25 protein-coding genes are annotated in these 21,754 nt (G+C 61.2%); 1 reads left to right on the forward strand and 24 read right to left on the reverse strand.

Going from position 1 to position 21,754, the window contains the following annotated elements; genetic code table 11:
• Positions 1 to 6 precede the first annotated feature (6 nt).
• From V8689_RS19825 to flhA, 6 genes are all read right to left on the reverse strand, one after another.
• Positions 7 to 795 (reverse strand): protein phosphatase CheZ, encoded by a 789-nt coding sequence (locus V8689_RS19825; protein ID WP_003192906.1) that lies wholly within the window; start codon positions 793 to 795, stop codon positions 7 to 9.
• 18 nt (positions 796 to 813) lie between these two features.
• The gene (locus V8689_RS19830) at positions 814 to 1,188 is read right to left on the reverse strand and encodes a chemotaxis response regulator CheY (RefSeq protein WP_003192908.1); all 375 of its coding nucleotides are present in this window, start codon (positions 1,186 to 1,188) and stop codon (positions 814 to 816) included.
• A gap of 167 nt (positions 1,189 to 1,355) precedes the next feature.
• Entirely contained in the window at positions 1,356 to 2,096 is a 741-nt protein-coding gene (gene fliA / locus V8689_RS19835) for an RNA polymerase sigma factor FliA (RefSeq protein ID WP_003192909.1), read from the reverse strand.
• A complete protein-coding gene (gene fleN / locus V8689_RS19840; protein WP_003192912.1) occupies positions 2,093 to 2,926 on the reverse strand; it encodes a flagellar synthesis regulator FleN in 834 nt (277 codons plus the stop codon). The genes fliA and fleN overlap by 4 nt, the downstream gene beginning before the upstream one ends.
• A gap of 105 nt (positions 2,927 to 3,031) precedes the next feature.
• On the reverse strand, positions 3,032 to 4,348 hold the full coding sequence (flhF, locus tag V8689_RS19845; RefSeq protein ID WP_019818351.1) for a flagellar biosynthesis protein FlhF: 1,317 nt from the start codon (positions 4,346 to 4,348) through the stop codon (positions 3,032 to 3,034).
• Between the two features lie 11 nt (positions 4,349 to 4,359).
• Positions 4,360 to 6,474 (reverse strand): flagellar biosynthesis protein FlhA, encoded by a 2,115-nt coding sequence (flhA, locus tag V8689_RS19850; RefSeq protein ID WP_044274967.1) that lies wholly within the window; start codon positions 6,472 to 6,474, stop codon positions 4,360 to 4,362.
• 404 nt (positions 6,475 to 6,878) lie between these two features.
• Here flhA and V8689_RS19855 point away from each other — a divergent pair, with 404 nt between their 5' ends.
• Positions 6,879 to 7,130: a DUF6124 family protein gene (locus V8689_RS19855; RefSeq protein WP_056786409.1), complete on the forward strand. Its 252-nt coding sequence runs from the start codon at positions 6,879 to 6,881 to the stop codon at positions 7,128 to 7,130.
• 84 nt (positions 7,131 to 7,214) lie between these two features.
• On the opposite strand, the gene V8689_RS19860 is transcribed toward V8689_RS19855, so the two are convergent.
• The 18 genes from V8689_RS19860 to fliH form a co-directional block, all read right to left on the reverse strand.
• Complete coding sequence (locus V8689_RS19860; RefSeq protein WP_056786412.1) at positions 7,215 to 7,424, reverse strand: cold-shock protein; 210 nt, start codon at positions 7,422 to 7,424, stop codon at positions 7,215 to 7,217.
• Between the two features lie 246 nt (positions 7,425 to 7,670).
• Positions 7,671 to 7,874 (reverse strand): cold-shock protein, encoded by a 204-nt coding sequence (locus V8689_RS19865; protein WP_056786413.1) that lies wholly within the window; start codon positions 7,872 to 7,874, stop codon positions 7,671 to 7,673.
• A gap of 242 nt (positions 7,875 to 8,116) precedes the next feature.
• Positions 8,117 to 8,320 carry a cold-shock protein gene (locus V8689_RS19870; protein WP_056786413.1) on the reverse strand — a complete coding sequence of 68 codons (204 nt, stop codon included), beginning with the start codon at positions 8,318 to 8,320 and terminating at the stop codon, positions 8,117 to 8,119.
• Positions 8,321 to 9,071: 751 nt separating this feature from the next.
• Positions 9,072 to 10,208, reverse strand: a complete 1,137-nt coding sequence (gene flhB / locus V8689_RS19875; RefSeq protein ID WP_044274975.1) for a flagellar biosynthesis protein FlhB — start codon at positions 10,206 to 10,208, stop codon at positions 9,072 to 9,074.
• 3 nt (positions 10,209 to 10,211) lie between these two features.
• The gene (fliR, locus tag V8689_RS19880) at positions 10,212 to 10,997 is read right to left on the reverse strand and encodes a flagellar biosynthetic protein FliR (RefSeq protein ID WP_003192935.1); all 786 of its coding nucleotides are present in this window, start codon (positions 10,995 to 10,997) and stop codon (positions 10,212 to 10,214) included.
• 4 nt (positions 10,998 to 11,001) lie between these two features.
• Positions 11,002 to 11,271: a flagellar biosynthesis protein FliQ gene (gene fliQ / locus V8689_RS19885; protein ID WP_003192936.1), complete on the reverse strand. Its 270-nt coding sequence runs from the start codon at positions 11,269 to 11,271 to the stop codon at positions 11,002 to 11,004.
• Positions 11,272 to 11,275: 4 nt separating this feature from the next.
• Positions 11,276 to 12,019 (reverse strand): flagellar type III secretion system pore protein FliP, encoded by a 744-nt coding sequence (gene fliP / locus V8689_RS19890; protein ID WP_003192937.1) that lies wholly within the window; start codon positions 12,017 to 12,019, stop codon positions 11,276 to 11,278.
• The gene (gene fliO / locus V8689_RS19895) at positions 12,019 to 12,453 is read right to left on the reverse strand and encodes a flagellar biosynthetic protein FliO (RefSeq protein WP_032895952.1); all 435 of its coding nucleotides are present in this window, start codon (positions 12,451 to 12,453) and stop codon (positions 12,019 to 12,021) included. The genes fliP and fliO overlap by 1 nt, the downstream gene beginning before the upstream one ends.
• 1 nt (position 12,454) lies before the next feature.
• Positions 12,455 to 12,922 carry a flagellar motor switch protein FliN gene (fliN, locus tag V8689_RS19900; protein ID WP_003192941.1) on the reverse strand — a complete coding sequence of 156 codons (468 nt, stop codon included), beginning with the start codon at positions 12,920 to 12,922 and terminating at the stop codon, positions 12,455 to 12,457.
• A 43-nt stretch (positions 12,923 to 12,965) separates the two neighbouring features.
• The gene (gene fliM, locus V8689_RS19905) at positions 12,966 to 13,934 is read right to left on the reverse strand and encodes a flagellar motor switch protein FliM (RefSeq protein WP_014719344.1); all 969 of its coding nucleotides are present in this window, start codon (positions 13,932 to 13,934) and stop codon (positions 12,966 to 12,968) included.
• Positions 13,935 to 13,943: 9 nt separating this feature from the next.
• Positions 13,944 to 14,444: a flagellar basal body-associated protein FliL gene (gene fliL, locus V8689_RS19910; protein ID WP_056786417.1), complete on the reverse strand. Its 501-nt coding sequence runs from the start codon at positions 14,442 to 14,444 to the stop codon at positions 13,944 to 13,946.
• A gap of 210 nt (positions 14,445 to 14,654) precedes the next feature.
• Positions 14,655 to 15,938: a flagellar hook-length control protein FliK gene (locus V8689_RS19915; protein WP_056786419.1), complete on the reverse strand. Its 1,284-nt coding sequence runs from the start codon at positions 15,936 to 15,938 to the stop codon at positions 14,655 to 14,657.
• A gap of 160 nt (positions 15,939 to 16,098) precedes the next feature.
• Positions 16,099 to 16,455, reverse strand: a complete 357-nt coding sequence (locus tag V8689_RS19920; RefSeq protein WP_056786422.1) for an Hpt domain-containing protein — start codon at positions 16,453 to 16,455, stop codon at positions 16,099 to 16,101.
• A 30-nt stretch (positions 16,456 to 16,485) separates the two neighbouring features.
• On the reverse strand, positions 16,486 to 18,204 hold the full coding sequence (locus tag V8689_RS19925) for a fused response regulator/phosphatase (protein ID WP_056786425.1): 1,719 nt from the start codon (positions 18,202 to 18,204) through the stop codon (positions 16,486 to 16,488).
• A complete protein-coding gene (locus tag V8689_RS19930; RefSeq protein WP_056786428.1) occupies positions 18,201 to 18,506 on the reverse strand; it encodes an STAS domain-containing protein in 306 nt (101 codons plus the stop codon). The genes V8689_RS19925 and V8689_RS19930 overlap by 4 nt, the downstream gene beginning before the upstream one ends.
• 674 nt (positions 18,507 to 19,180) lie before the next feature.
• Complete coding sequence (gene fliJ, locus V8689_RS19935) at positions 19,181 to 19,630, reverse strand: flagellar export protein FliJ (protein WP_032895946.1); 450 nt, start codon at positions 19,628 to 19,630, stop codon at positions 19,181 to 19,183.
• 3 nt (positions 19,631 to 19,633) lie between these two features.
• Complete coding sequence (fliI, locus tag V8689_RS19940) at positions 19,634 to 20,992, reverse strand: flagellar protein export ATPase FliI (RefSeq protein WP_003192955.1); 1,359 nt, start codon at positions 20,990 to 20,992, stop codon at positions 19,634 to 19,636.
• Positions 20,982 to 21,746, reverse strand: coding sequence for a flagellar assembly protein FliH (fliH, locus tag V8689_RS19945; protein ID WP_003192956.1), 765 nt, complete (start codon positions 21,744 to 21,746; stop codon positions 20,982 to 20,984). Before fliH ends, fliI begins: the two co-directional genes overlap by 11 nt.
• Positions 21,747 to 21,754 lie beyond the last annotated feature (8 nt).

Below are 21,754 nucleotides of genomic sequence, written 5' to 3' on the forward strand. Positions count from 1 at the left end.
TGCTCCTTAGAAGCCTAAACTGGATAACAGGTCATCTACGTCATCCTGACCTGACACAACGTCTTCACGTTTATCGGCATGAATCTGCGGACCTTCACCCTTGGCGAGATGTTTTTGTGGATCTTTTTCCGAGAGGATCGCTTCGCGGTCATGTTCGATGCCGGCAAAACGATCGACCTGGCCGGCCATCAGCACCAATTTGAGCAAGTTGCTTTCCACTTCGGTGACCAACTGGGTCACGCGCTTGATCACCTGACCGGTAAGGTCCTGGTAATCCTGGGCCAGCAGAATGTCGTTGAGGTTGCTGGCCACCGTGCGGTTTTCCTGTTCGCTGCGCGACAGGAACCCGTCGACGCGACGCGCCAATTCACGAAACTCTTCAGCACCGACTTCGCGGCGCATGAAGCGGCCCCAGTCCTGGCTCAAGGCCTGGGCTTCGGTGGCCATGCCATTAACCAGAGGCGTGGCGTTTTCCACCAGGTCCATGGTGCGGTTGGCCGCCGCCTCGGTCAGCCTGACCACATAGGACAAGCGCTCGGTGGCATCGGTGATCTGGGAAATTTCTTCGGCCTGGGGCATGCGCGGGTCAATCTGGAAATTGACGATTGCGCTGTGCAGTTCGCGTGTGAGCTTGCCCACTTCCTGGTACAGGCCGCGGTCACGGGTCTGGTTAAGCTCATGGATCAACTGCACCGCATCGGCGAACTGGCCTTTTTCCAGGCTGTCGACCAACTGGTGAGCATGTTTTTTCAGGGTCGACTCAAAGTCGCCCTGTGACGTTTCGTTATGCTCCATAGCTCCCCCGCGATGGCATTAGCCGTGGATGCGTTCGAAGATTTTCTCGATCTTCTCTTTCAAGGCCAGTGCCGTGAATGGCTTGACCACGTAACCGTTGACCCCGGCTTGGGCGGCTTCGATGATCTGTTCACGCTTGGCTTCGGCGGTCACCATCAGCACAGGCAGGCTGCGCAGTTTTTCATCGGCGCGCACGTGGCGCAGCAGGTCGATACCAGTCATGCCCGGCATGTTCCAGTCGGTCACCAGAAAGTCGATGCTCCCGCTGTTGAGAATCGGAATGGCCGTCAGGCCGTCATCCGCCTCGACCGTGTTGGTGAACCCAAGGTCACGCAACAGGTTTTTAATGATCCGCCGCATCGTTGAGAAGTCATCAACGATGAGGATTTTCATGTTCTTGTCCAATTCGACCTCCAAGCAGTCTTAAACGCGCCCAGCACCTGGACGCGCCATTTCAATCAACAGGCGTTACACAAAAAGGACTGCCCAGGGCACCACGGTACTCACCCGCAAAACCCTGCGGTTTCACGGTAGCGTCTGCAGTGTCCCCACACTGCCTGTCAGCGCGCGCGCCACTCGGCCAATCGCCCCCGCAAGCGGGCTGCGCACTGGCTATGCAACTGGCTGACACGCGATTCGCTGACCCCCAGGACCTCACCGATTTCCTTGAGGTTCAGCTCTTCGTCGTAGTACAGCGCCAGCACCAGCCGCTCACGCTCCGGCAAGTTGGCGATTGCATCGGCCAACGCGCCCTGGAAACGTTCGTCTTCCAGGTCGCGTGACGGCTCCGTATGCGCGCTCGCGCCGTCCTCGTGCAGCCCTTCGTGTTCGCCGTCCTGTAAAAGGTCGTCGAAACTGAACAGGCGGCTGCCCAAGGTATCGTTCAAAATCCCGTAGTAATCGTCGAGACTCAATTGGAGTTCGGCCGCAACTTCATGATCTTTAGCGTCACGACCGGTTTTTGCTTCAATTGCACGAATTGCATCACTGACCATGCGCGTATTGCGGTGTACCGAACGCGGCGCCCAATCGCCTTTACGCACTTCATCGAGCATCGCGCCACGGATACGGATACCCGCATACGTTTCGAAACTGGCACCCTTGCTGGCGTCGTATTTGGTCGAGACTTCGAGCAGGCCGATCATGCCGGCCTGGATCAAGTCTTCAACCTGCACACTCGCGGGCAGGCGCGCCAACAGGTGATAGGCAATGCGTTTGACCAGCGGCGCGTAGCGCTCGATCAATTCGCCCTGGCTGTCACGTGCCGACTTTTTGTAAAGGTTGTAGCCGCTGGATGTCATAGCACCGGTCCTGCGCTCGTCTGATGCACCAAACGCTCGACGAAAAACTCCAGATGCCCCCGCGGGTTGGCGGGCAACGGCCAGGTATCGACCTTCTGGGCAATGGCCTTGAACGCCAGTGCGCATTTCGAACGAGGGAACGCTTCATAGACCGCACGCTGCTTTTGCACGGCCTTGCGCACACACTCGTCATAGGGAACTGCGCCGACGTATTGTAAAGCCACATCGAGGAAGCGATCCGTGACCTTGGTCAACTTGGCGAACAGGTTGCGCCCTTCCTGCGGGCTCTGGGCCATGTTGGCCAGCACGCGAAAGCGGTTCATGCCGTAGTCACGGTTAAGCAGTTTGATCAGTGCGTAGGCATCGGTGATCGAGGTGGGCTCGTCGCACACCACCAGCAGCACTTCTTGCGCGGCGCGCACAAAGCTGACCACGGATTCGCCGATGCCGGCGGCGGTGTCGATCACCAGCACGTCGAGGTTGTCGCCGATGTCGCTGAACGCCTGGATCAACCCGGCATGCTGCGCGGGGCTCAGGTGCACCATGCTCTGGGTGCCCGAGGCCGCCGGCACGATGCGAATGCCTCCGGGGCCCTGGAGCAGCACATCGCGCAGCTCACAGCGGCCCTCGATCACATCGGCCAGGGTATGTTTGGGTGTCAGCCCCAGCAGAACGTCCACGTTCGCCAAGCCCAGGTCAGCATCCAGCAGCATGACGCGACGGCCAAGCTCTGCCAGGGCCAGGGACAAATTCACTGACACGTTAGTTTTCCCGACGCCACCTTTGCCGCCGGTCACCGCGATCACCTGTACGGGATGCATGCTGCCCATTTTATTTCTTTACCTTGTCTTGCTTAGACGCAGGCTACATGGCTTGGCCGCGTGAATCGCTTGCAGACCATCGATGTAGGTACATTTCACGGTGTTCATCCTGCCTCAACCCACCCGTTTAGCCGGGTGGTGGTAAAGGTCGGCGAACATATCGGCCATCGCTTCCTCGCTAGGCTCGTCTTGCATTTGCACACTCACGGCACGGCTGACCAACTGATGACGGCGCGGCAGATGCAGATCATCCGGGATCCGCGGCCCGTCGGTGAGGTAGGCAACCGGTAATTCATGGCTGATGGCCAGGCTCAATACCTCGCCCAGGCTCGCGGTTTCGTCGAGCTTGGTGAGGATGCAGCCGGCCAGGCCGCAACGCTTGTAGCTGTGATAGGCAGCGGTAAGAACCTGTTTCTGGCTGGTGGTTGCAAGCACCAGGTAATTTTTCGACTTGATGCCACGCCCGGCCAGGCTTTCGAGCTGCATGCGCAGCGCCGGGTCGCTGGCTTGCAGGCCGGCGGTGTCGATCAGCACCACGCGCTTGCGCAGCAACGGCTCGAGGGCATTGGCCAGGGACTGGCCCGGGTCGACATGGGTCACCGGCACGTTGAGGATGCGGCCCAGGGTCTTGAGCTGCTCCTGGGCGCCGATGCGGTAGCTGTCCATGCTCACCAGCGCGATATTCTGCGCGCCATACTTCAGCACATAACGGGCGGCCAGCTTGGCCAGGGTGGTGGTCTTGCCCATGCCGGCGGGGCCGACCATGGCGATCACACCGCCCTCTTCCAGAGGTTCGATTTCCGGCGTGGCGATCATGCGCGCCAGATGCGCCAGCAACATGCGCCAGGCCTGGCGGGGCTCTTCGACTTCAGCGGTCAAGGCCAGCAGGTCGCGGGACAACGGGCCGGACAGGCCGATGCGTTGCAGGCGACGCCACAGGTTGGCTTGCTGCGGCTTGCTGCCTTGCAGTTGGGTCCAGGCCAGCGAGCCGAGCTGCACTTCGAGCAATTCACGCAGGCCGTTGAGTTCAAAACGCATCGAGTCGATCACGCGCTGGTCAACTGCGGCCGCCGGGGCAGGCGCTGCAGGACGCGGCGGTTCGACGAACGTGGGCTCAACCAGCGGCTCGGCGGCGGTCAGCGGCAGGCCGGCAAACAACTGGCGATTGGTGCTGGCATCGCTGTCGCCACGCATGCTCAGTTCAGCCTGGGCCGACACAATGCGCGAGGCGGTCTTGCGCAGCTCGTCTTCGAGTTCCATGTTCGGCACGCGCGGGGCCAGCGCCTGAGGCGTGTAATCCAGGGCAGCCGTCAGCTCAACACCGCCGGCAATCCGACGGTTACCGATAATCGCGGCATCGGCGCCCAGCTCATCGCGGACCAATTTCATGGCCTGACGCATATCGGCGGCGAAAAAACGCTTAACTTGCATAACCCACTACCTCAGCCATTGGGCCCAACTGTCGCGACGATAGTCACTTGCTTATTGTCAGGAATTTCCTGGTAAGCCAACACGTGCAAATTCGGTACAGCCAGGCGTCCAAACCGCGACAACATCGCGCGAACCGGGCCGGCCACCAGCAGGATCACCGGGTTGCCTTGCATTTCCTGGCGCTGTGCGGCGTCGATCAACGAACGCTGCAGCTTTTCAGCCATGCTTGGCTCCAGTAAAACGCCCTCTTCCTGGCCTTGCCCTGCCTTCTGAATACTATTGAGCAATATTTGTTCCAACCTGGGTTCCAGGGTGATCACAGGCAGCTCGGACTCAGTGCCTACAATGCTTTGCACGATTGCACGGGACACGCCGACACGCACCGCCGCCACCAGAGCGGCAGTATCTTGACTCTTGGCGGCATTGTTGGCGATGGCCTCGGCAATGCTGCGAATGTCGCGCACAGGCACCTGTTCGGCCAACAGCGCTTGCAACACCTTGAGCAACTGCGACAACGACAGCACACCCGGCACCAGTTCTTCGGCCAGCTTTGGCGACGATTTGGCCAGCAAGCCCATCAATTGCTGGACTTCCTCATGGCCGATCAGCTCGTGGGAGTGCTTGTAGAGAATCTGGTTGAGGTGCGTGGCGACCACGGTGCTGGCATCCACCACGGTGTAACCCAGGGACTGCGCCTGGCTGCGCTGGCTCACTTCGATCCACACCGCTTCCAGGCCGAAAGCCGGATCTTTGGCGGTAATGCCGTTGAGCGTACCGAACACTTGGCCCGGGTTGATCGCCAGTTCGCGATCCGGGTAGATCTCGGCTTCGGCCAGGATCACCCCCATCAGCGTCAGGCGATAGGCGCTGGGGGCCAGGTCGAGGTTGTCGCGAATATGCACGGTGGGCATCAGGAAGCCCAAGTCCTGGGACAGCTTCTTGCGCACGCCCTTGATCCGCGCCAGCAGTTGCCCACCCTGGTTGCGGTCGACCAGTGGGATCAGGCGGTAGCCGACTTCCAGGCCGATCATGTCGATGGGCGTGACGTCGTCCCAGCCCAGCTCCTTGGTTTCCTGGGCGCGGGCCGGGGATGGCAGCAGATCCTGCTGACGGGCAATCTCCTGCTCGGCCTGGACCTTGACCTGGTTCTGTTTTTTCCAGAACAGGTAGGCCGCGCCACCCGCCAGGGCCGCCATGCTCAAGAACGAGAAGTGCGGCATGCCCGGCACGATGCCCATGATCGCCATGATGCCCGCCGCCACGGCCAGTGCCTTGGGCGAAGCGAACATCTGCCGGCTGATCTGCTTGCCCATGTCTTCGGAGCCCGAAGCACGGGTGACCATGATGGCCGCCGCTGTAGATAACAACAGTGATGGCAATTGCGCCACTAAACCGTCACCGATGGTCAGCAAGGCGTACACCTTGCCGGCGTCGCCGAACGTCATGCCGTGCTGGAACATACCGACGGCCACGCCGCCGATCAGGTTGATGAACAGGATCAACAGGCCGGCGATGGCGTCGCCGCGCACAAACTTACTGGCACCGTCCATGGAACCGTAGAACTCGGCTTCCTGGGCGACTTCGGCCCGGCGGGCCTTGGCCTGGCCCTGGTCGATCAGGCCGGCGTTGAGGTCGGCGTCGATGGCCATCTGCTTGCCGGGCATGGCGTCGAGGGTAAACCGCGCGCTCACCTCGGAAATCCGCCCGGCGCCCTTGGTCACCACCACGAAGTTGATGATCATCAAGATCGCGAACACCACGATACCGACCACGTAGTTACCGCCGATCACCACCTCACCGAACGCCTGGATCACCTTACCGGCGGCGGCGTGGCCATCCTGGCCGTGGAGCATCACCACCCGCGTGGAGGCCACGTTAAGCGCCAGGCGCAATAGGGTTGCCACCAGCAGAATCGTCGGGAATACCGCAAAATCCAGCGGCCGCAGGGCGTACACGCACACCAGCAGCACGACGACGGACAGGGCAATGTTGAAGGTAAAGAACACGTCGAGCAGGAACGGCGGCATCGGCAACATCATCATTGCCAGCATCACTAGCAACAACAACGGCACACCCAGATTGCCCCGCGACAAGTCAGTCAGGGTGCCACGGGCCGTGTTGAGCATTTGAGAGCGATCTACCACCGGTATTCCTCGGGTCCTTGAAGCAAAGTTTTGACGCTGGAGGGCGACTTGGAGGCGGGGTTGCAAGAAGCCTTCCAACTTTGGTTTTGGGGTGATCGTCGGGTGGTAACCGATTCGAGTGTGGGAGCTGGCTTGCCTGCGATAGCTGACTCACAGCCAATATCCCGGTGACTGACACACCGCAATCGCAGGCAAGCCAGCTCCCACAGTTGGATTTGTGTGCAACCGGTATTACTGAGGAAATTTCTGACAAGGATTTGGGGTTGCCCCTAGGAAATCTGATCTCTAGTCTCCGTACACCGCTGCAAATGCAGCGGTCGGGCGTCGCGGCCCGGATTACCTAGGAGCAAAAGCACCCTCTCCCTTTCAGTAAAAGGAGCTTCACAGTGATCAAACTCGCCCCAAATGCCCCCATCCGGCTGTTTACCGTAGCCGACGGCATCAGCAGCGAAGACCTGCTGATCAACCTCAGTGAAACACTTGCTTCGGCCAACGCGCTGAGCTGCGACATGGCCTTTGACCTGGAAGGTTCCAAACGAGAGGAATTGCTCGGCGTTGCACAGTTGATCGAACTGGCGCAGTTACTGGCTGATCGCTTGCACGGCGGCGGAATGACGGACACCGCAAGCAGCGAATAACGCGGCCCAACTGCATCGATCATCCCCGCGCGCGAGCGTGGGAACGATCTGAATACCGATTGATTTTTTATTGGCAGATAATATTTACGTCAAGCTTTGAAGATTTTCCGCAGTGACCTTTCCATCCCTCCCAACTACGAGGTCGTATTGCACCTTTTGCCCTTCTGAAAGCTCTCGCAAACCCGAACGTTCAACTACTAAAACATGAACAAAAACGTCATTTCCACCGTCGTCCGGAGTAATAAATCCAAACCCTTTGGGTTTGTTGTAGAACTTGACCGTACCCGTTGCCATTGCCGCTCTCCTTACCCTCACTCAGAACCCAACCCACCTCGATGATGCCCTCTGACGGGCAACACATAGATGCCCTTGGGCCGATGGACCATCGATCGTTCCCACGCTCCGCGTGGGAATGCCGCCTGGGACGCTCCGCGTCCCGAGCCAGGCGCACGACTTAAGCACTGCGCCAGGGTGATGCAGAGCGTCACGCAATGCATTCCCACGCGGGAGCGTGGGAACGATCAAGCGGTTATTCCGTTTCTAAATTGGCCGTATATTCTCAGCCTGTGGGCCTTTTGGACCTTGTGTAAGGTCATACTCTACTTTTTGGTTTTCTTCCAAAGATCGAAACCCACTCGACGCAATTGCCGAGTGATGGGCGAACACGTCCGCCCCTCCACCCTCCGGGGTAATAAAACCAAACCCCTTCTCCGCGTTAAACCACTTCACAGTACCCGTTGGCATTGCCGCTCTCCTTACCCTTATTCAGAACCCAACCCACCTCGATGATGCACCCTGACGGGCAACGCATAGACGCCCTTGGGCCGACCATCGATCGTTCCCACGCTCCGCGTGGGAATGCCGCCTGGGACGCTCCGCGTCCCGAGCCAGGCGCACGACTTAAGCACTGCGCCAGGGTGATGCAGAGCGTCACGCAATGCATTCCCACGCGGGAGCGTGGGAACGATCAAGCGGTTATTCCGTTTCTAAATTGGCCGTATATTCTCAGCCTGTGGGCCTTTTGGACCTTGTGTAAGGTCATACTCTACTTTTTGGTTTTCTTCCAAAGATCGAAACCCACTCGACGCAATTGCCGAGTGATGGGCGAACACGTCCGCCCCTCCACCCTCCGGGGTAATAAAACCAAACCCCTTCTCCGCGTTAAACCACTTCACAGTACCCGTTGGCATTTCCGCTCTCCTTACCCTTATTCAGAACCCAACCCACCTCGATGATGCACCCTGACGGGCAACGCATAGACGCCCTTGGGCCGATGGACCATTTGAAACGTCATGCGCCTGCCCCGCCAAAGCGCCGTCCAACGCCAATCCTTGCGATTGATGAATACCTCTTCCGTCCCCTCATCCAATTCGACCAGCCAATCGTCCCTGATCCAGTCATAGGATTTGACAGTTCCTGTAGCCACCTTCAATCCCGCTCTCCCTGCCTCTCGTTGACTACATGCGTGCAGTGTTTGGTTCAGTCATAGAACAACGGGAAAGATCCTTTGGCTACTGTCAGAGTTGACAGGTAGACGCGAGCTGTCGATGGGTGCTAGCGATGGCGCAGCAGGCCAGTCATGCAGCGGGTGGCTTTTTGCGCTTGCGGGGTTTTCGCGGCTTGGGAGGGTCGGGTGGGGCTTCACTGCATTGAGTGCCCTGCGACTGAACGGCAACCGGGTTGCCATCGCGATCCCGGGCAATAAAGCCGATGCCTTTGACCGCATCAAACCACTTGACCGTACCCCTATCCATCACCGCCTCCCGAGCCGCGCACGGTTGCGCGCCTCATCGCTGTATCAAACAGTGAAGGCGGCGTAATGGCTACTGTCAAAGTTGACAGGTTGTAGGAGCGAGCTTGCTCGCGAAGGTGGTAAAGATAACGCGGGGAGTCAGGATGAACGCGGCGACGGTGAGTTTTTCGCGAGCAAGCTCGCTCCTACTAGGAATCGCGGCGCAGGTCTGGCGGGATCGGCAGGTCTTTGAGCGGATCAGGCCGCTTGCCCTTGCCGGCGCGGTATTGGCGGATCTGGTAAACGTAGGCCAACACCTGCGCAACGGCCAGGTACAAGCCGGCCGGGATTTCCTGGTCCAGGTCGGTGGAGTAGAAAATCGAACGCGCCAGCGCCGGCGACTCCAGCAGCAGGATGTCATTGGCCACCGCGATTTCGCGGATTTTCAACGCGGTAAAGTCGCTGCCCTTGGCCAGCAGCATCGGCGCGCCGCCCTTTTCGGGGTCGTACTTGAGGGCCACGGCGTAGTGGGTCGGGTTGGTGATGATCACGTCGGCGTCGGGCACCGAGGCCATCATCTTGCGCTGGGACATTTCCCGCTGCAGTTGGCGGATGCGTTGCTTGACCTCGGGGCGGCCTTCCTGGTCCTTGTGCTCGTCGCGCACTTCCTGCTTGGTCATCAGCAGTTTCTTGTGGCTTTCCCACAGTTGAATCGGCGCATCCACGGCGGCGATGAGGATCAGCCCGGCCGCCATCCACAACGCACTCCAGCCCACCACCTGCACGCTGTGGATAATCGCCGACTCCAGCGGCTCATGGGCGATGCGCAGCAAATCGTCGATGTCGGACGACAACACCGCCAAGGCCACGAACAGAATCAGGAAAAACTTGGCCAGGGCCTTGAGCAATTCCACCAGGGCCTTGACCGAAAACATGCGCTTGAGCCCTGCCCCGGGGTTCATGCGGCTGAACTTGGGCGCCATGCTGCCCGCAGCAAACAGCCAGCCGCCCAGGGCCACCGGGCCGATCAGCGCGGCGAGCAACAAGGTGATCAGGATCGGCTGCACCGCCAGCAGCGCGATTTTGCCCGAGTGCAGCAGGTACTGGGCCATGGCATCGGGGTTGAGCAACACTTCGCGCGGCAGGCTGAAGTTGTGTTTCATCATCTCCAGCAGGTCCAGCGCCAGGCCACCGCCGTAGATCAGCAAAGCGCCTGCGCCGGCGATCATGGTGGCGAAGGTGTTGAGCTCTTTGGAGCGCGCGATCTCGCCCTTTTCCCTGGAGTCCTTTTTACGTTTCTCCGTGGGGTCTTCTGTTTTGTCCTGACCACTCTCGCTCTCGGCCATGGCTCAGCGCGCCCGTGCCAGATCACGTAAGAACTGCAAGGCTTCGCTCGCCAGCGGTTGATACTGATTGAGAATGTCAGCCAGGCCGACCCAGAAAATCCCCATGCCCAGCACCAGGGTCAAGGGGAAACCAATCGAGAAGATGTTCAGTTGCGGCGCCGCACGGGTCATCACGCCAAACGCGATATTGACCACCAGCAGCGCCGTGATCGCCGGCAGCACCAGCAACAGCGCTGCGCCCAACACCCAACCGAGGCGCCCCACCAGTTCCCAGAAATGGTTGACCACCAACCCCGAGCCCACCGGCAAGGTGGTGAAGCTTTCGGTCAACACTTCAAACGCCACCAAGTGACCGTTCATGGCCAGAAACAGCAAGGTCACCAGCATGGTCAGAAACTGCCCGATCACCGCCGCCGACACCCCGTTGGTAGGGTCGACCATGGACGCAAAGCCCATGCCCATCTGGATCGAGATGATTTGCCCGGCGATCACAAACGCCTGGAAGAACAACGTGAGGGAAAACCCCAGCATGGCGCCGATCAGGATCTGCTCGGCGATCAGCAGCAACGCGCTCAGGTCGAGAGCATTCACCGGCGGCATCGGCGGTAGGCCCGGCACGATCACCACGGTGATCGCCACCGCAAAGTACAGGCGCACACGACGCGGTACCAGGGTGGTGCCGAACACCGGCATGGCCATCAGCATGGCCGTGACGCGAAACAGCGGCAGGATGAACGAGGCCACCCAGGTACTGATCTGGGTGTCGGTCAAGGCCAGCAAGGATTGCATCGGCTCAGCCGATCAACTGCGGAATACTGCCGTACAACTGCAGGATGTATTCCATGAAGGTTTGCACCAGCCACGGGCCGGCGACAATCAGGGTCACCAGCATTACCAGCAGGCGCGGCAGGAAGCTCAAGGTCTGTTCGTTGATCTGGGTGGCGGCCTGGAACATCGCCACCAGCAGGCCGACCAACAGGCTCGGCACCACCAGCACGGCGACCATCAGGGTGGTCAGCCACAGCGCTTCACGGAACAGGTCGACGGCGACTTCTGGGGTCATGGCGCTATACCCCTCCGAAACTGCCGGCCAGGGTGCCGATAATCAGCGCCCAGCCGTCCACCAGCACAAACAGCATGATCTTGAACGGCAACGAGATGATCAAAGGCGACAGCATCATCATACCCATGGCCATCAGCACGCTCGCCACCACCAGGTCGATGATCAGGAACGGGATGAAGATCATGAAGCCGATCTGGAACGCGGTCTTCAATTCAGAAGTGACGAACGCCGGCACCAGGATGGTCAGCGGTGCCTGGTCTGGGGTGGCGATGTCGGTGCGTTTGGACAGGCGCATGAACAGTTCAAGATCGCTGGAGCGGGTTTGCGACAGCATGAAGTCCTTGATCGGGCCCTGGGCCTTGTCGATCGCATCCTGGGCCGTGAGCTTTTCCGCCAGGTAAGGTTGCAGGGCTTGCTGGTTCACCTTGTCGAACACCGGCGCCATGATGAACAGCGTCAAAAACAACGCCATGCCGGTGAGGATCTGGTTCGACGGCGTCTGCTGCAGGCCCAGGGCCTGGCGCAGGATCGAGAAGACGATGATGATCCGCGTAAAGCTGGTCATCAGCATGACGAACGCCGGGATAAAACTCAGCGCCGTCATGATCAGCAGGATCTGCAGGCTGACCGAATATTCCTGCGCGCCGGCCGCGTTGGTGCCCAGGGTAATCGCCGGGATCGACAACGGGTCGGCGCCCAGGGCCATCGGCGCGGCCAACAACAGCATGAGCGTCAACAAAACGCGCATTACTTCTTATCCTTCTGATCCTTGCCCAGCAATTCCATCAGGCGCTGGGCGAATTCTGGCGTGGCGGCTTCGGTCTTGACCGCATCCACCGGGGTCTTGAGTACATGCAGCGGGGTGATGCGGCCAGGGGTAATGCCGAGCAGGATCTGTTCCTCGCCCACCTGCACCAACACCAGCCGATCACGCGGGCCGAGGGCGCGCGAGCCCACCAGTTCGATCACCTGGCCGTTGCCCGGGCCGATGCGCTGCACGCGGCGCATCAGCCAGGCCAGCACAAAGATCAGGCCGATCACCAGCAACAGGCCCAGCACCAGTTGCGTCAACTGCCCGCCGACGCTGCCGACCGCTGGCGCCGCAGCCACCTGCGCCACCGGCTCCGCCGCCAGGGCGCTCAATGGCAGCGCCAGCAGCAGTCCCGCCATCGCGTACTTCATCTCAGCGCAACTTCTTGATGCGTTCGCTCGGGCTGATCACGTCGGTCAGGCGGATGCCGAACTTCTCGTTGACCACCACCACCTCGCCATGGGCAATCAGGGTGCCGTTGACCAGCACGTCCAACGGCTCGCCGGCCAGGCGGTCCAGTTCGATCACCGAACCCTGGTTAAGCTGCAACAGGTTGCGGATGTTGATTTCGGTGCTGCCCACTTCCATGGAAATCGACACCGGGATGTCGAGGATCACATCCAGGTTCGGGCCGTCGAGGCTCACCGGGTCGTTGTTCTTCGGCACGCTGCCGAACTCTTCCATGGCCAGGCGGTTGCCGGCCGGCGCGGTGGCGGCGTCGGCGGCCAGCAGCGCGTCGATGTCGTCCTGGCCAACATCGCCGGTTTCTTCCAGGGCCGCAGCCCATTCGTCAGCCAGGGCCTGGTCTTCGGCGGAAGTGTTTTCGTGTTCGGTAGCCATTACATGTCCTCGGCGCAGCAAACAATCATGAATTAGGGTTGAATCAGCGGCGGTTGATCGGCTCAACCACTTGCAGCGCCAGGTTGCCCTTGTGGGAACCGAGCTTGACCTTGAATGACGGCACGCCGTTGGCGCGCATGATCAACTCTTCCGGCAAGTCGACGGGGATGATGTCCCCAGGCGCCATGTGCAAAATGTCCCGCAGGCGCAACTGGCGACGGGCCACGGTGGCGCTCAGCGGCACGTCGACGTCCAGCAGGTCTTCGCGCAGGGCCTTGACCCAGCGTTCGTCCTGGTCGTCGAGGTCGGACTGGAAACCGGCATCGAGCATCTCGCGCACCGGCTCGATCATCGAATACGGCATGGTCACGTGCAGGTCGCCGCCACCGCCATCGAGTTCGATGTGGAAGGTCGACACCACAATGGCTTCGCTGGGGCCGACGATGTTGGCCATGGCCGGGTTCACTTCCGAGTTGATGTACTCGAAATTGACTTCCATGATCGCCTGCCAGGCTTCCTTCAAGTCGATGAAGGCCTGCTCCAGCACCATGCGCACCACGCGCAGTTCGGTGGGGGTGAATTCACGCCCTTCGATCTTGGCGTGACGGCCGTCGCCACCGAAGAAATTGTCCACCAGCTTGAACACCAGTTTGGCGTCGAGGATGAACAGCGCAGTGCCGCGCAACGGCTTGATCTTGACCAGGTTGAGGCTGGTGGGCACGTACAGCGAGTGTACGTATTCACCGAACTTCATCACCTGCACACCGCCCACGGCCACGTCCGCCGAGCGGCGCAGCATGTTGAACATGCTGATGCGGGTGTAGCGGGCAAAACGTTCGTTGATCATCTCCAGGGTCGGCATGCGTCCCCGCACGATGCGATCCTGGCTGGTCAGGTCATAACTTTTGACGCTGCCGGGTTCGGCAGCCATTTCGGTCTGTACCAGACCATCGTCCACGCCATGCAACAGCGCGTCGATTTCATCCTGGGACAGCAGGTCTTGCACGGCCATGTCGTGATCCTACTGCAATACGAAGTTAGTGAAGAGCGCCTGCTCGACCACGACTTTGCCGAGTTCTTTCTGGGCCACCTCCTGCACGCTGGCAGTGACCTTCTGGCGCAGCATTTCCTGGCCGACCGGGGTGGCCAGGCTGTCGAAGCTCTGCCCGGAGAACAGCATCACCAGGTTGTTACGGATCACCGGCATATGCACCTTGAGGGCATCGAGGTCCGCCTGGTTGCGCGCCAGCAAGGTGATGCTCACCTGCAGGTAGCGTTGACGACCATTCTGGTTGTAGTTGGCGACAAAGGCCGGAAGCATCTGCTCGAAGATTGCCGGTTGCTTGACGTTAGTGGCGGTTTCGGCAACGGGCGCCGGTTTGCTCGCACTGCTGTGCATGATGTACCAGGTGCCGCCCACCGAGGCGCCGATGGCCAGGAGCAGGCCCAGCACAATCAACAGGATCAGCTTGAGCTTGCCTTTGCCTGCGGGGGGAGTTGCTGCGTCGTCGCTCTTCGCCATGCCAATAATCCGTCACTATTCGGGGATTCGTAGATCTATGGCAAGGCAAGAGCAAGTGTTATGCCAGAGTTGGCTGAGGCGAAGACAACCTAAATCAAATGTGGGAGCTGGCTTGCCTGCGATGACGGTGGGTCAGTGCACATCTGTGTCACTGATACACCGTCATCGCAGGCAAGCCAGCTCCCACACTGACCGGGTTTGGACAGGAGGTCAGGCGTAGTAGTCGACCGCGCTGGAGCCGATCACGCTCTGACTCACGGGCGTCGCTACTTCGGCCACATCCACAGGGCCACCGGCGTCGCCGCTGTCAGCACGCCTGCCGCTGCTACCGACGCCCCGCGCCTGGCCCTGCTGTTGCTGCTGGTCCTGCCCCCGTGATTGGTCGGAGACATTCACATCCACCTGCCCCATGCCCTGCTGGGCAAACATCTCTCGCAAACGGCCAGACTGGCTCTCCAGCGCTTCACGCACCACCGCATGGCCGCTCATGAAGTTGACCTGGGCTTGCTGGTCCGCCGTCATGTTGACCTTGATATCCAAACGCCCCAGCTCAGCGGGCTGCAACTGGATCTCGGCCGACTTGAGGTTGGCGCTGGACAGGTACATCACGCGGTTGACCACTTCTTCGGTCCAGCCGCTCTGGTGCATGGCCAGGGGCGCATTGGTGACGGGCGGCAAGGCATTCGCGGTTTTCGGCGTGGCCGCCTGGGTCAGCGCGGCCAGGCGGTTGGCGAAGTCATCCACACGGGTGTCGCTGCTGGCGCTCTTGAGGTCCTTGAGGCCGTCATCGATCAGCGCGCCGAAGGCCTTGTCGCCGCCTTCGTCGGTGCTGTCCTTGGTCGCTTGCTGGTCAACCATATTGGCCAGGCCAGCGGCAAAGTTCTGCGCGGCGGTCGGTTGGTCCTGGGTGGTGGGCGCGGCTTTCTGCGGCGCCTGGCTGCTGGCCGAGACGTGACCGCCCTGCTCCATCGCCAGGCGCACGGCCGGCATCGAATCCAGCGGGTCGGCTTCGGGATCGAAGGCCGGCTGCTTGGGCTCCTCGGTCACCGCGATGAGGGGCAGGGCCTGGTCATCTTCGGCAACGACGGCAGGCGCTTGTGCGGGCACAGGGACCGCCACCGGCGTCACGGCTGCGACCAGCGCCGGGTCGGCCACTGGTTGCTGCGCCAGGGACGGGTCGGCCGGTGGCTCGCCTTCACTGTCTGCGCTGTCGTCGCTCTTGGCCGGCTTGGCAGGCAAGGGATTGCCGCTATCGGCAACCGCTGGCGCGCTGGCGGCAGGTTTATCGCTGGCGTCAGCCGCTTTGTCGCGCACGGGTTTGGCTGGCGCGTCGTCGCTCTTGGCCTGCGGCTTGGCAGCTTGCTTGGCAAACACTTGAGCGAAGCCAGGGCCCTTTTCCCGCGGGGCCGCAGGCGCTACCGCAGGCGTGGCGGCCGGCGCTTGAGGCTTGGCCGCGGTGGCAGCCTGAAGGAGCGAATTGGGGGCGACTGGCATAAGTAAAGGTCTCCACTGCATGGGGTCGGGGATGCAGTCTGTGGAGGTAGAGCAAGAGTCGGGCCAGGTTTACAAAATGCCTGGACATATCCGATTCAATGTAGGAGCGAGCCTGCTCGCGAAAAACTCACAGGCGCCGCATTCATCCAGGAAGCACGCGTTATCGTTGACGTTTTTCGCGAGCAAGCTCGCTCCTACATTTATACAGTGGCTTGACCAGCGCGAACTCATGATCAATCTGATCAACCAGCGCGCCTAGATCCGAGGCCGCCTCGACGGCCTCGGCCTCCAGCAGCTCACACAATTGGGCCAAACGCACCGCCCCTAGATTGCCGCTGCTGCCTTTGAAACTGTGGGCAATCCGTCCCAACGTTTTGGCGTCGCCCCCAGCCTTGCGCAGTGCTGCGACGCGCTCTTGCGAGTCCTCGATAAAGGTGTCGAGCAACGTCGGGTACTCGCTCTCCATCACTTCCTGCAAGTCCGACAACACCTCGGGGTCCAAATGAATCTCAGCCACTTGCTCGCTCCTTGATCAAGAATCGGCGGATTATGCCAGAGCCTCCCAACAAAACTCCACGCAGACGCAGCGCCCGCCATCGGACCAGCCTACAGCGCTGCTCAGTTGACGCACCAGGCTAAGACCCCGACCAGACAGACGGTCGATGTCCACGGGGCGTGCCAGCTCCTGCTCTACATCAAAACCCTGCCCGCTGTCTTCGAGGCGCAAGGTCAGTTTGCCGCCCTTGTCGGTGGGTACCACCTGCACATGCACGCGCACGTAACCGCTGTCCAACTGTGCCAGCCGCTCATGGCGCTGGTGATAATACTGCGCAAACCCCTGGGCATCGCGCTTGAGCCGTGAGTCCAGGCCCAGCACGCCATGTTCCAGCGCGTTCGAATACAACTCGGCCATCACGCTGTAAAGCGCCCCGCTCTGCTCACGCAGGCCGTGGATCTCCAACAGCAGTTGCAGCAGGTACGGCAGCGGGTTGTAGGTTCTAAGGGTCTGGGCGCGAAATTCGAAACTCACCGACCAATCCAGTGGGCACGACTGGCCGCTGTCGGCATACATCGGTTCGGCCGCCCGCAAGGGCTGGCCCGCCTGCAAAGTGATCTCGACCATGCTAACGTCATCGCGCGCCTGGCCGCGAAAGGCCGCCAGGGCCTGCTCGATGTCCTCGAACAGGCGGTCGGGCTCGCGGTTGGCGGCGAACACCTGCTGCAAGCGCTCGGCGCCGAACAGTTGATCATTGGCGTCAGCAGTGTCCAGCACGCCGTCGGAGAGCAAAAATACCCGGTCGCCCAACGCCATGGGCCAGACCTCGGTGCTGTCATCGAACGCCTCTGCCGACAACACCCCCAGGGGCAGGTGCCGCGACATCAACGGCGTGCGCCTGCCGGTGGCGACTTCATGCACATAGCCTTCGGGCATGCCGCCGTTCCACACCTCCACCGCCCGCCGCTGGGCGCTCAGGCACAGCAAGGTGGCGCAGCAGAACATGTCCACCGGCAGGATGCGCTTGAGCTTGGCGTTCATCTCCCGCAGGGTCTGCGTGAGGCCGTAGCCCTTGGCGGTCATGCCGTAGAACACTTCGGCCAGGGGCATGGCACCGATGGCGGCCGGCAGGCCATGGCCAGTGAAATCCCCGAGCAGCACGTGCATATCGCCGGATGGCGTGTAGGCCGCCAGCAACAAGTCGCCGTTGAACAGCGCATAAGGCGATTGCAGGTAGCGAATATTTGGCGCGGCGTTGATACAACCGGAATGGGCGACCTTATCGAACACCGCCTTGGCCGCCCGCTGTTCATGCATCAGGTGTTCGTGGTGTTTGGCGATCAGGTCACGCTGTTGCAAAACCGTGGCCTGCAGGCGGCGCAGGCGGTCCATGGCGTTGATCTTCGCCGCCAGGATCAGGGGGTTATAGGGCTTGGGCAAAAAGTCATCGCCGCCGGCGTCCAGGCACTGGGCCAGGGCTTCGCTTTCGCGCAGCGAGGTGAGGAAGATGATCGGCACCAGCGCCTCGCCCGCCAGTTGCTTGATCTGCCGCGCGGCTTCAAAGCCATCCATCACCGGCATCAGCGCGTCCATCAACACCAGTTGCGGGCGCTCGCGGGCAAACACCTCAATCGCTTCGGCGCCATTGCTCACCGTCAGCACCTGATGGCCTTGGCGACGGATGATGCTCGCCAGCAACAGGCGGTCGGCGGCGCTGTCTTCGGCGATCAGGATGGTCAGCGCCTCCAGGACCGGGGCCAGGGCGCTCAACTGATGTCGAACAGCTTGTCGAAGTTGGAGATGGCGAGGATCTTGCGCACGTCGGTGCTGCTGTTGATCACACTGACTTCGGCACCATCACCGCCAGCATGATCACGTAGCAACAGCAGCATGCCGAGGGCTGAACTGTCCATGTAGGTGGCCTCCTTGAGATCGACGATATAGATCTCGGGGACCTTGTAGAAACGCTCGTACGCATCCCGAAACGCCTGGTGGCTGCCGAAATCGAACCGGCCCCTGATTGCGATCGTCAACTTCTTCCCATCCAGGGATACTTCTGACTCGACTGACATGTGACTGCTTCCTTGTCATTGCACTAGACACAAGGTGTAGCAGCTGAACAGCATCTGAGCAACACGGTGGATCAACTGTGGGAGCTGGCTTGCCTGCGATAGCGGTGGGTCTGCCGGCCTATAAGTGACTGATGCACCGCAATCAACTTCGGTACGACGCTGATCCTGTGGCGAGGGAGCTTGCTCCCGTGACGACCGGATAGCCGACGCCTATCTACCTGACACCCCCACGATCCAATTGTGGGAGCTGGCTTGCCTGCGAAGACGGCCTAACAGTCAACACAGTTGGACCGGGTACATATCCGTTATTTAGGTAACGGCCACTTAGGGTTCCGCCCTGACGGCGGCTCACTTTCGAAAAGCGCGAAAGTAAGCAAAGCGCTCTTGCCCCACCACTCGGCACCTCGCCTAGGCTCGGTGTGCCCGAACACAGGCTTGAATCCGTGGGCCGCCGCCACGCGCCATCCATGGCGCGGGGCGGCTAACCCGGCGTCCTGCCGGGTTACCCACGAATTCAAGCCTGCGTTCGGCCAGCGTGGTTTAACGGGGCGCCTGAGATCAAGATCAAAAGCAGATCAAGATCAAGAGCGGCTCGCTTCGCATCGTGGTTACCGTTGAGCGCTACAGAGTCGTGTAGATACCTATGCCCATCGCAGGCAAGCCAGCTCCCACACTTAGAACTGTTCTGGGCGGGGAAGGCGCTGGGAGAGTTCATCGAGCAGTTTTTGCTCGCGCTTGTCTTCGATGGCTCGCGCTTCGTCGATGTAGCGCTGCACCAGTTTGCGCAACCCCTCGACACGGGCAAACGCCGCCTGCCAGGCTTCGCGGGCTTTGTCGAGGTTGGCCTCGTGCCAGGCCAGGCTCTGGCGTTGTTGGCCGACGGCGGTTTCAAGCTGGTTGAGAAAGCCCTGGTACCCCATCAGCCACTGGCCGGACACACCCTGGCTGCCGCGCTCGATCCACTGTTGCTGATACTCACCACGAAAACGCTCCAGGTCGCCCAGCTTGCTTTGGGCCAAGCGCACCTGGCCCTGGAAGTAACCCAGGCGCTGCACGGCGGCTTTCTCGGCCTTTTCGGCCATGTCCACCACTGGGGCCAGGCGTGCGGCGCGACTGTTGGCCATGGCTTAGCCGCCCGGCGCCGGGGCGAAGATGGACTGCAAGTGCGACTGGCTTTCGCCCATGGTGATCTTGTCGTTGAGGCCCTGGCGCAGGTAGGTCACCAGTTGCGGCTGCAAGGCGATGGCCAGGTCGGTGTCGCGGTCGCCACCGGCCACATAGGCGCCGACGCTGATCAGGTCACGGCTTTGCTGGTAGCGCGACCACAGCTGCTTGAACTGCTGCGCACGGGCCATATGCTCCGGCGTGACCACCGCCGGCATCACCCGGCTGATGGACGCTTCGATATCGATGGCCGGGTAATGCCCCTCTTCGGCCAAACGCCGCGACAGCACGATGTGGCCGTCGAGCACGCCCCGCGCCGAGTCGGCAATCGGGTCCTGTTGGTCGTCGCCTTCGGACAACACGGTGTAGAACGCGGTGATCGAGCCACCGCCGGCTTCGGCATTACCGGCACGTTCCACCAGCTTGGGCAACTTGGCGAACACCGATGGCGGGTAACCCTTGGTCGCGGGCGGTTCACCGATGGCCAGGGCGATCTCGCGCTGGGCCTGGGCGAAACGCGTGAGCGAGTCCATCAGCAACAGGACGTTCTTGCCCTTGTCGCGAAAATATTCGGCGATGCGCGTGCAGTACATCGCCGCACGCAAGCGCATCAGCGGTGCATCGTCTGCCGGAGAAGCGACGACAACGGAACGCTTGAGCCCTTCCTCACCGAGGCTGTGCTCGATGAACTCCTTCACTTCGCGGCCCCGCTCGCCGATCAGCCCCACCACGATGATGTCGGCCTCGGTAAAGCGCGTCATCATGCCCAGCAACACCGACTTACCCACGCCGGTACCGGCGAACAGGCCCAGGCGCTGGCCGCGACCGACCGTCAATAAACCGTTGATGCTGCGAATGCCCACGTCCAGCGGCACGCTGATCGGGTTGCGCTTGAGTGGGTTGATGGTGGGGCCGTCCATCGGCACCCAGTCTTCGGCTTTCATGCCGCCCTTGCCGTCCAGCGCACGGCCGGCACCGTCGAGTACGCGGCCCAGCATGCTCATGCCCATAGGCAGGCGGCCAGTGTCGGCCAATGGCACCACGCGGGCGCCGGGGGCAATGCCGGCGAGGCTGCCCACCGGCATCAGGAAGATTTTGCTGCCCGAAAAGCCCATCACCTCAGCTTCGACCTGCACCGGGTGGTAGCTGTCATCGTTGATCACCAGGCAGCGGCTGCCCATGGCGGCGCGCAGGCCCTCGGCTTCGAGGGTCAGGCCGACCATGCGCAACAGGCGCCCTTCGAGGATCGGCTGGCCGGGCAACTCGGTGGCCTCGGCGTAGCTGCCCAGGCGCTTGGCGAAGCTGGTGCGATCAAGGCGCATCGGTGGCGTCCAGGTCAACGCTCAGGTCCGGCTCGGCGGGGTGCAGGGCTTGTTCATGCAGTTGATCGAACAACTTGGCCATGATCTGGCTGATGCGGGTTTCCACCGTTGCATCGATGCGGCTGTGCTCGGTTTCGACACGGCAACCACCGGGCTGCAACGAAGCGTCTTCGACGATGCGCCAGGTTTCTTCATGGCGCTCGCGCAGGGCTTTGACCTGTTCGAAATCCTGGGGGTTGATGTACAGCCGCACATTGCCGACGCCCAGGGGCAGCAGCTTGAGGGCTTCGCGCATCACCGCTTCGATCTGGCTGGAGTCGAGCACCAGTTCGCGCTGGATCACCTGGCGCGCAATGTGCTGCACCAGGCCGACCATGGATTTTTCCAGCTGCGAGTCCTGTTCGGCGATAGGGTCGAACAGGTTACCCATCAGGCGCTCCAGGCTACCCAGCTTGGTGGCCAGCGCCGCTTCGGCCTCCTGGCGAACCTTGAGGGTGGTGCTGCGAAAACCGTCTTTTTCCCCCGCCGCAAAGCCTTCGTTGTAGGCCTCCTGGCGGATGGTTTCCAACTCTTCGAGGGTCAGTGGCTGGACTTCATCCAGCGGCACTTCTTCCATTTCCGCCGGCGGCTCCTCCACCGGTTCAGGCTCGGGTTCCGGCACATGGGGGTCGAAGCTGGGCAGCGACCAGATGTCGAAGCCGCCGACATCCCGCGCGCGAATCAGATCGCTGGGCGCCTCATCTTTATTCGACATGCAAGGCG

It is taken from the genome of Pseudomonas sp. AK181 (assembly GCF_051122975.1).
GTDB lineage: Bacteria > Pseudomonadota > Gammaproteobacteria > Pseudomonadales > Pseudomonadaceae > Aquipseudomonas > Aquipseudomonas lactis.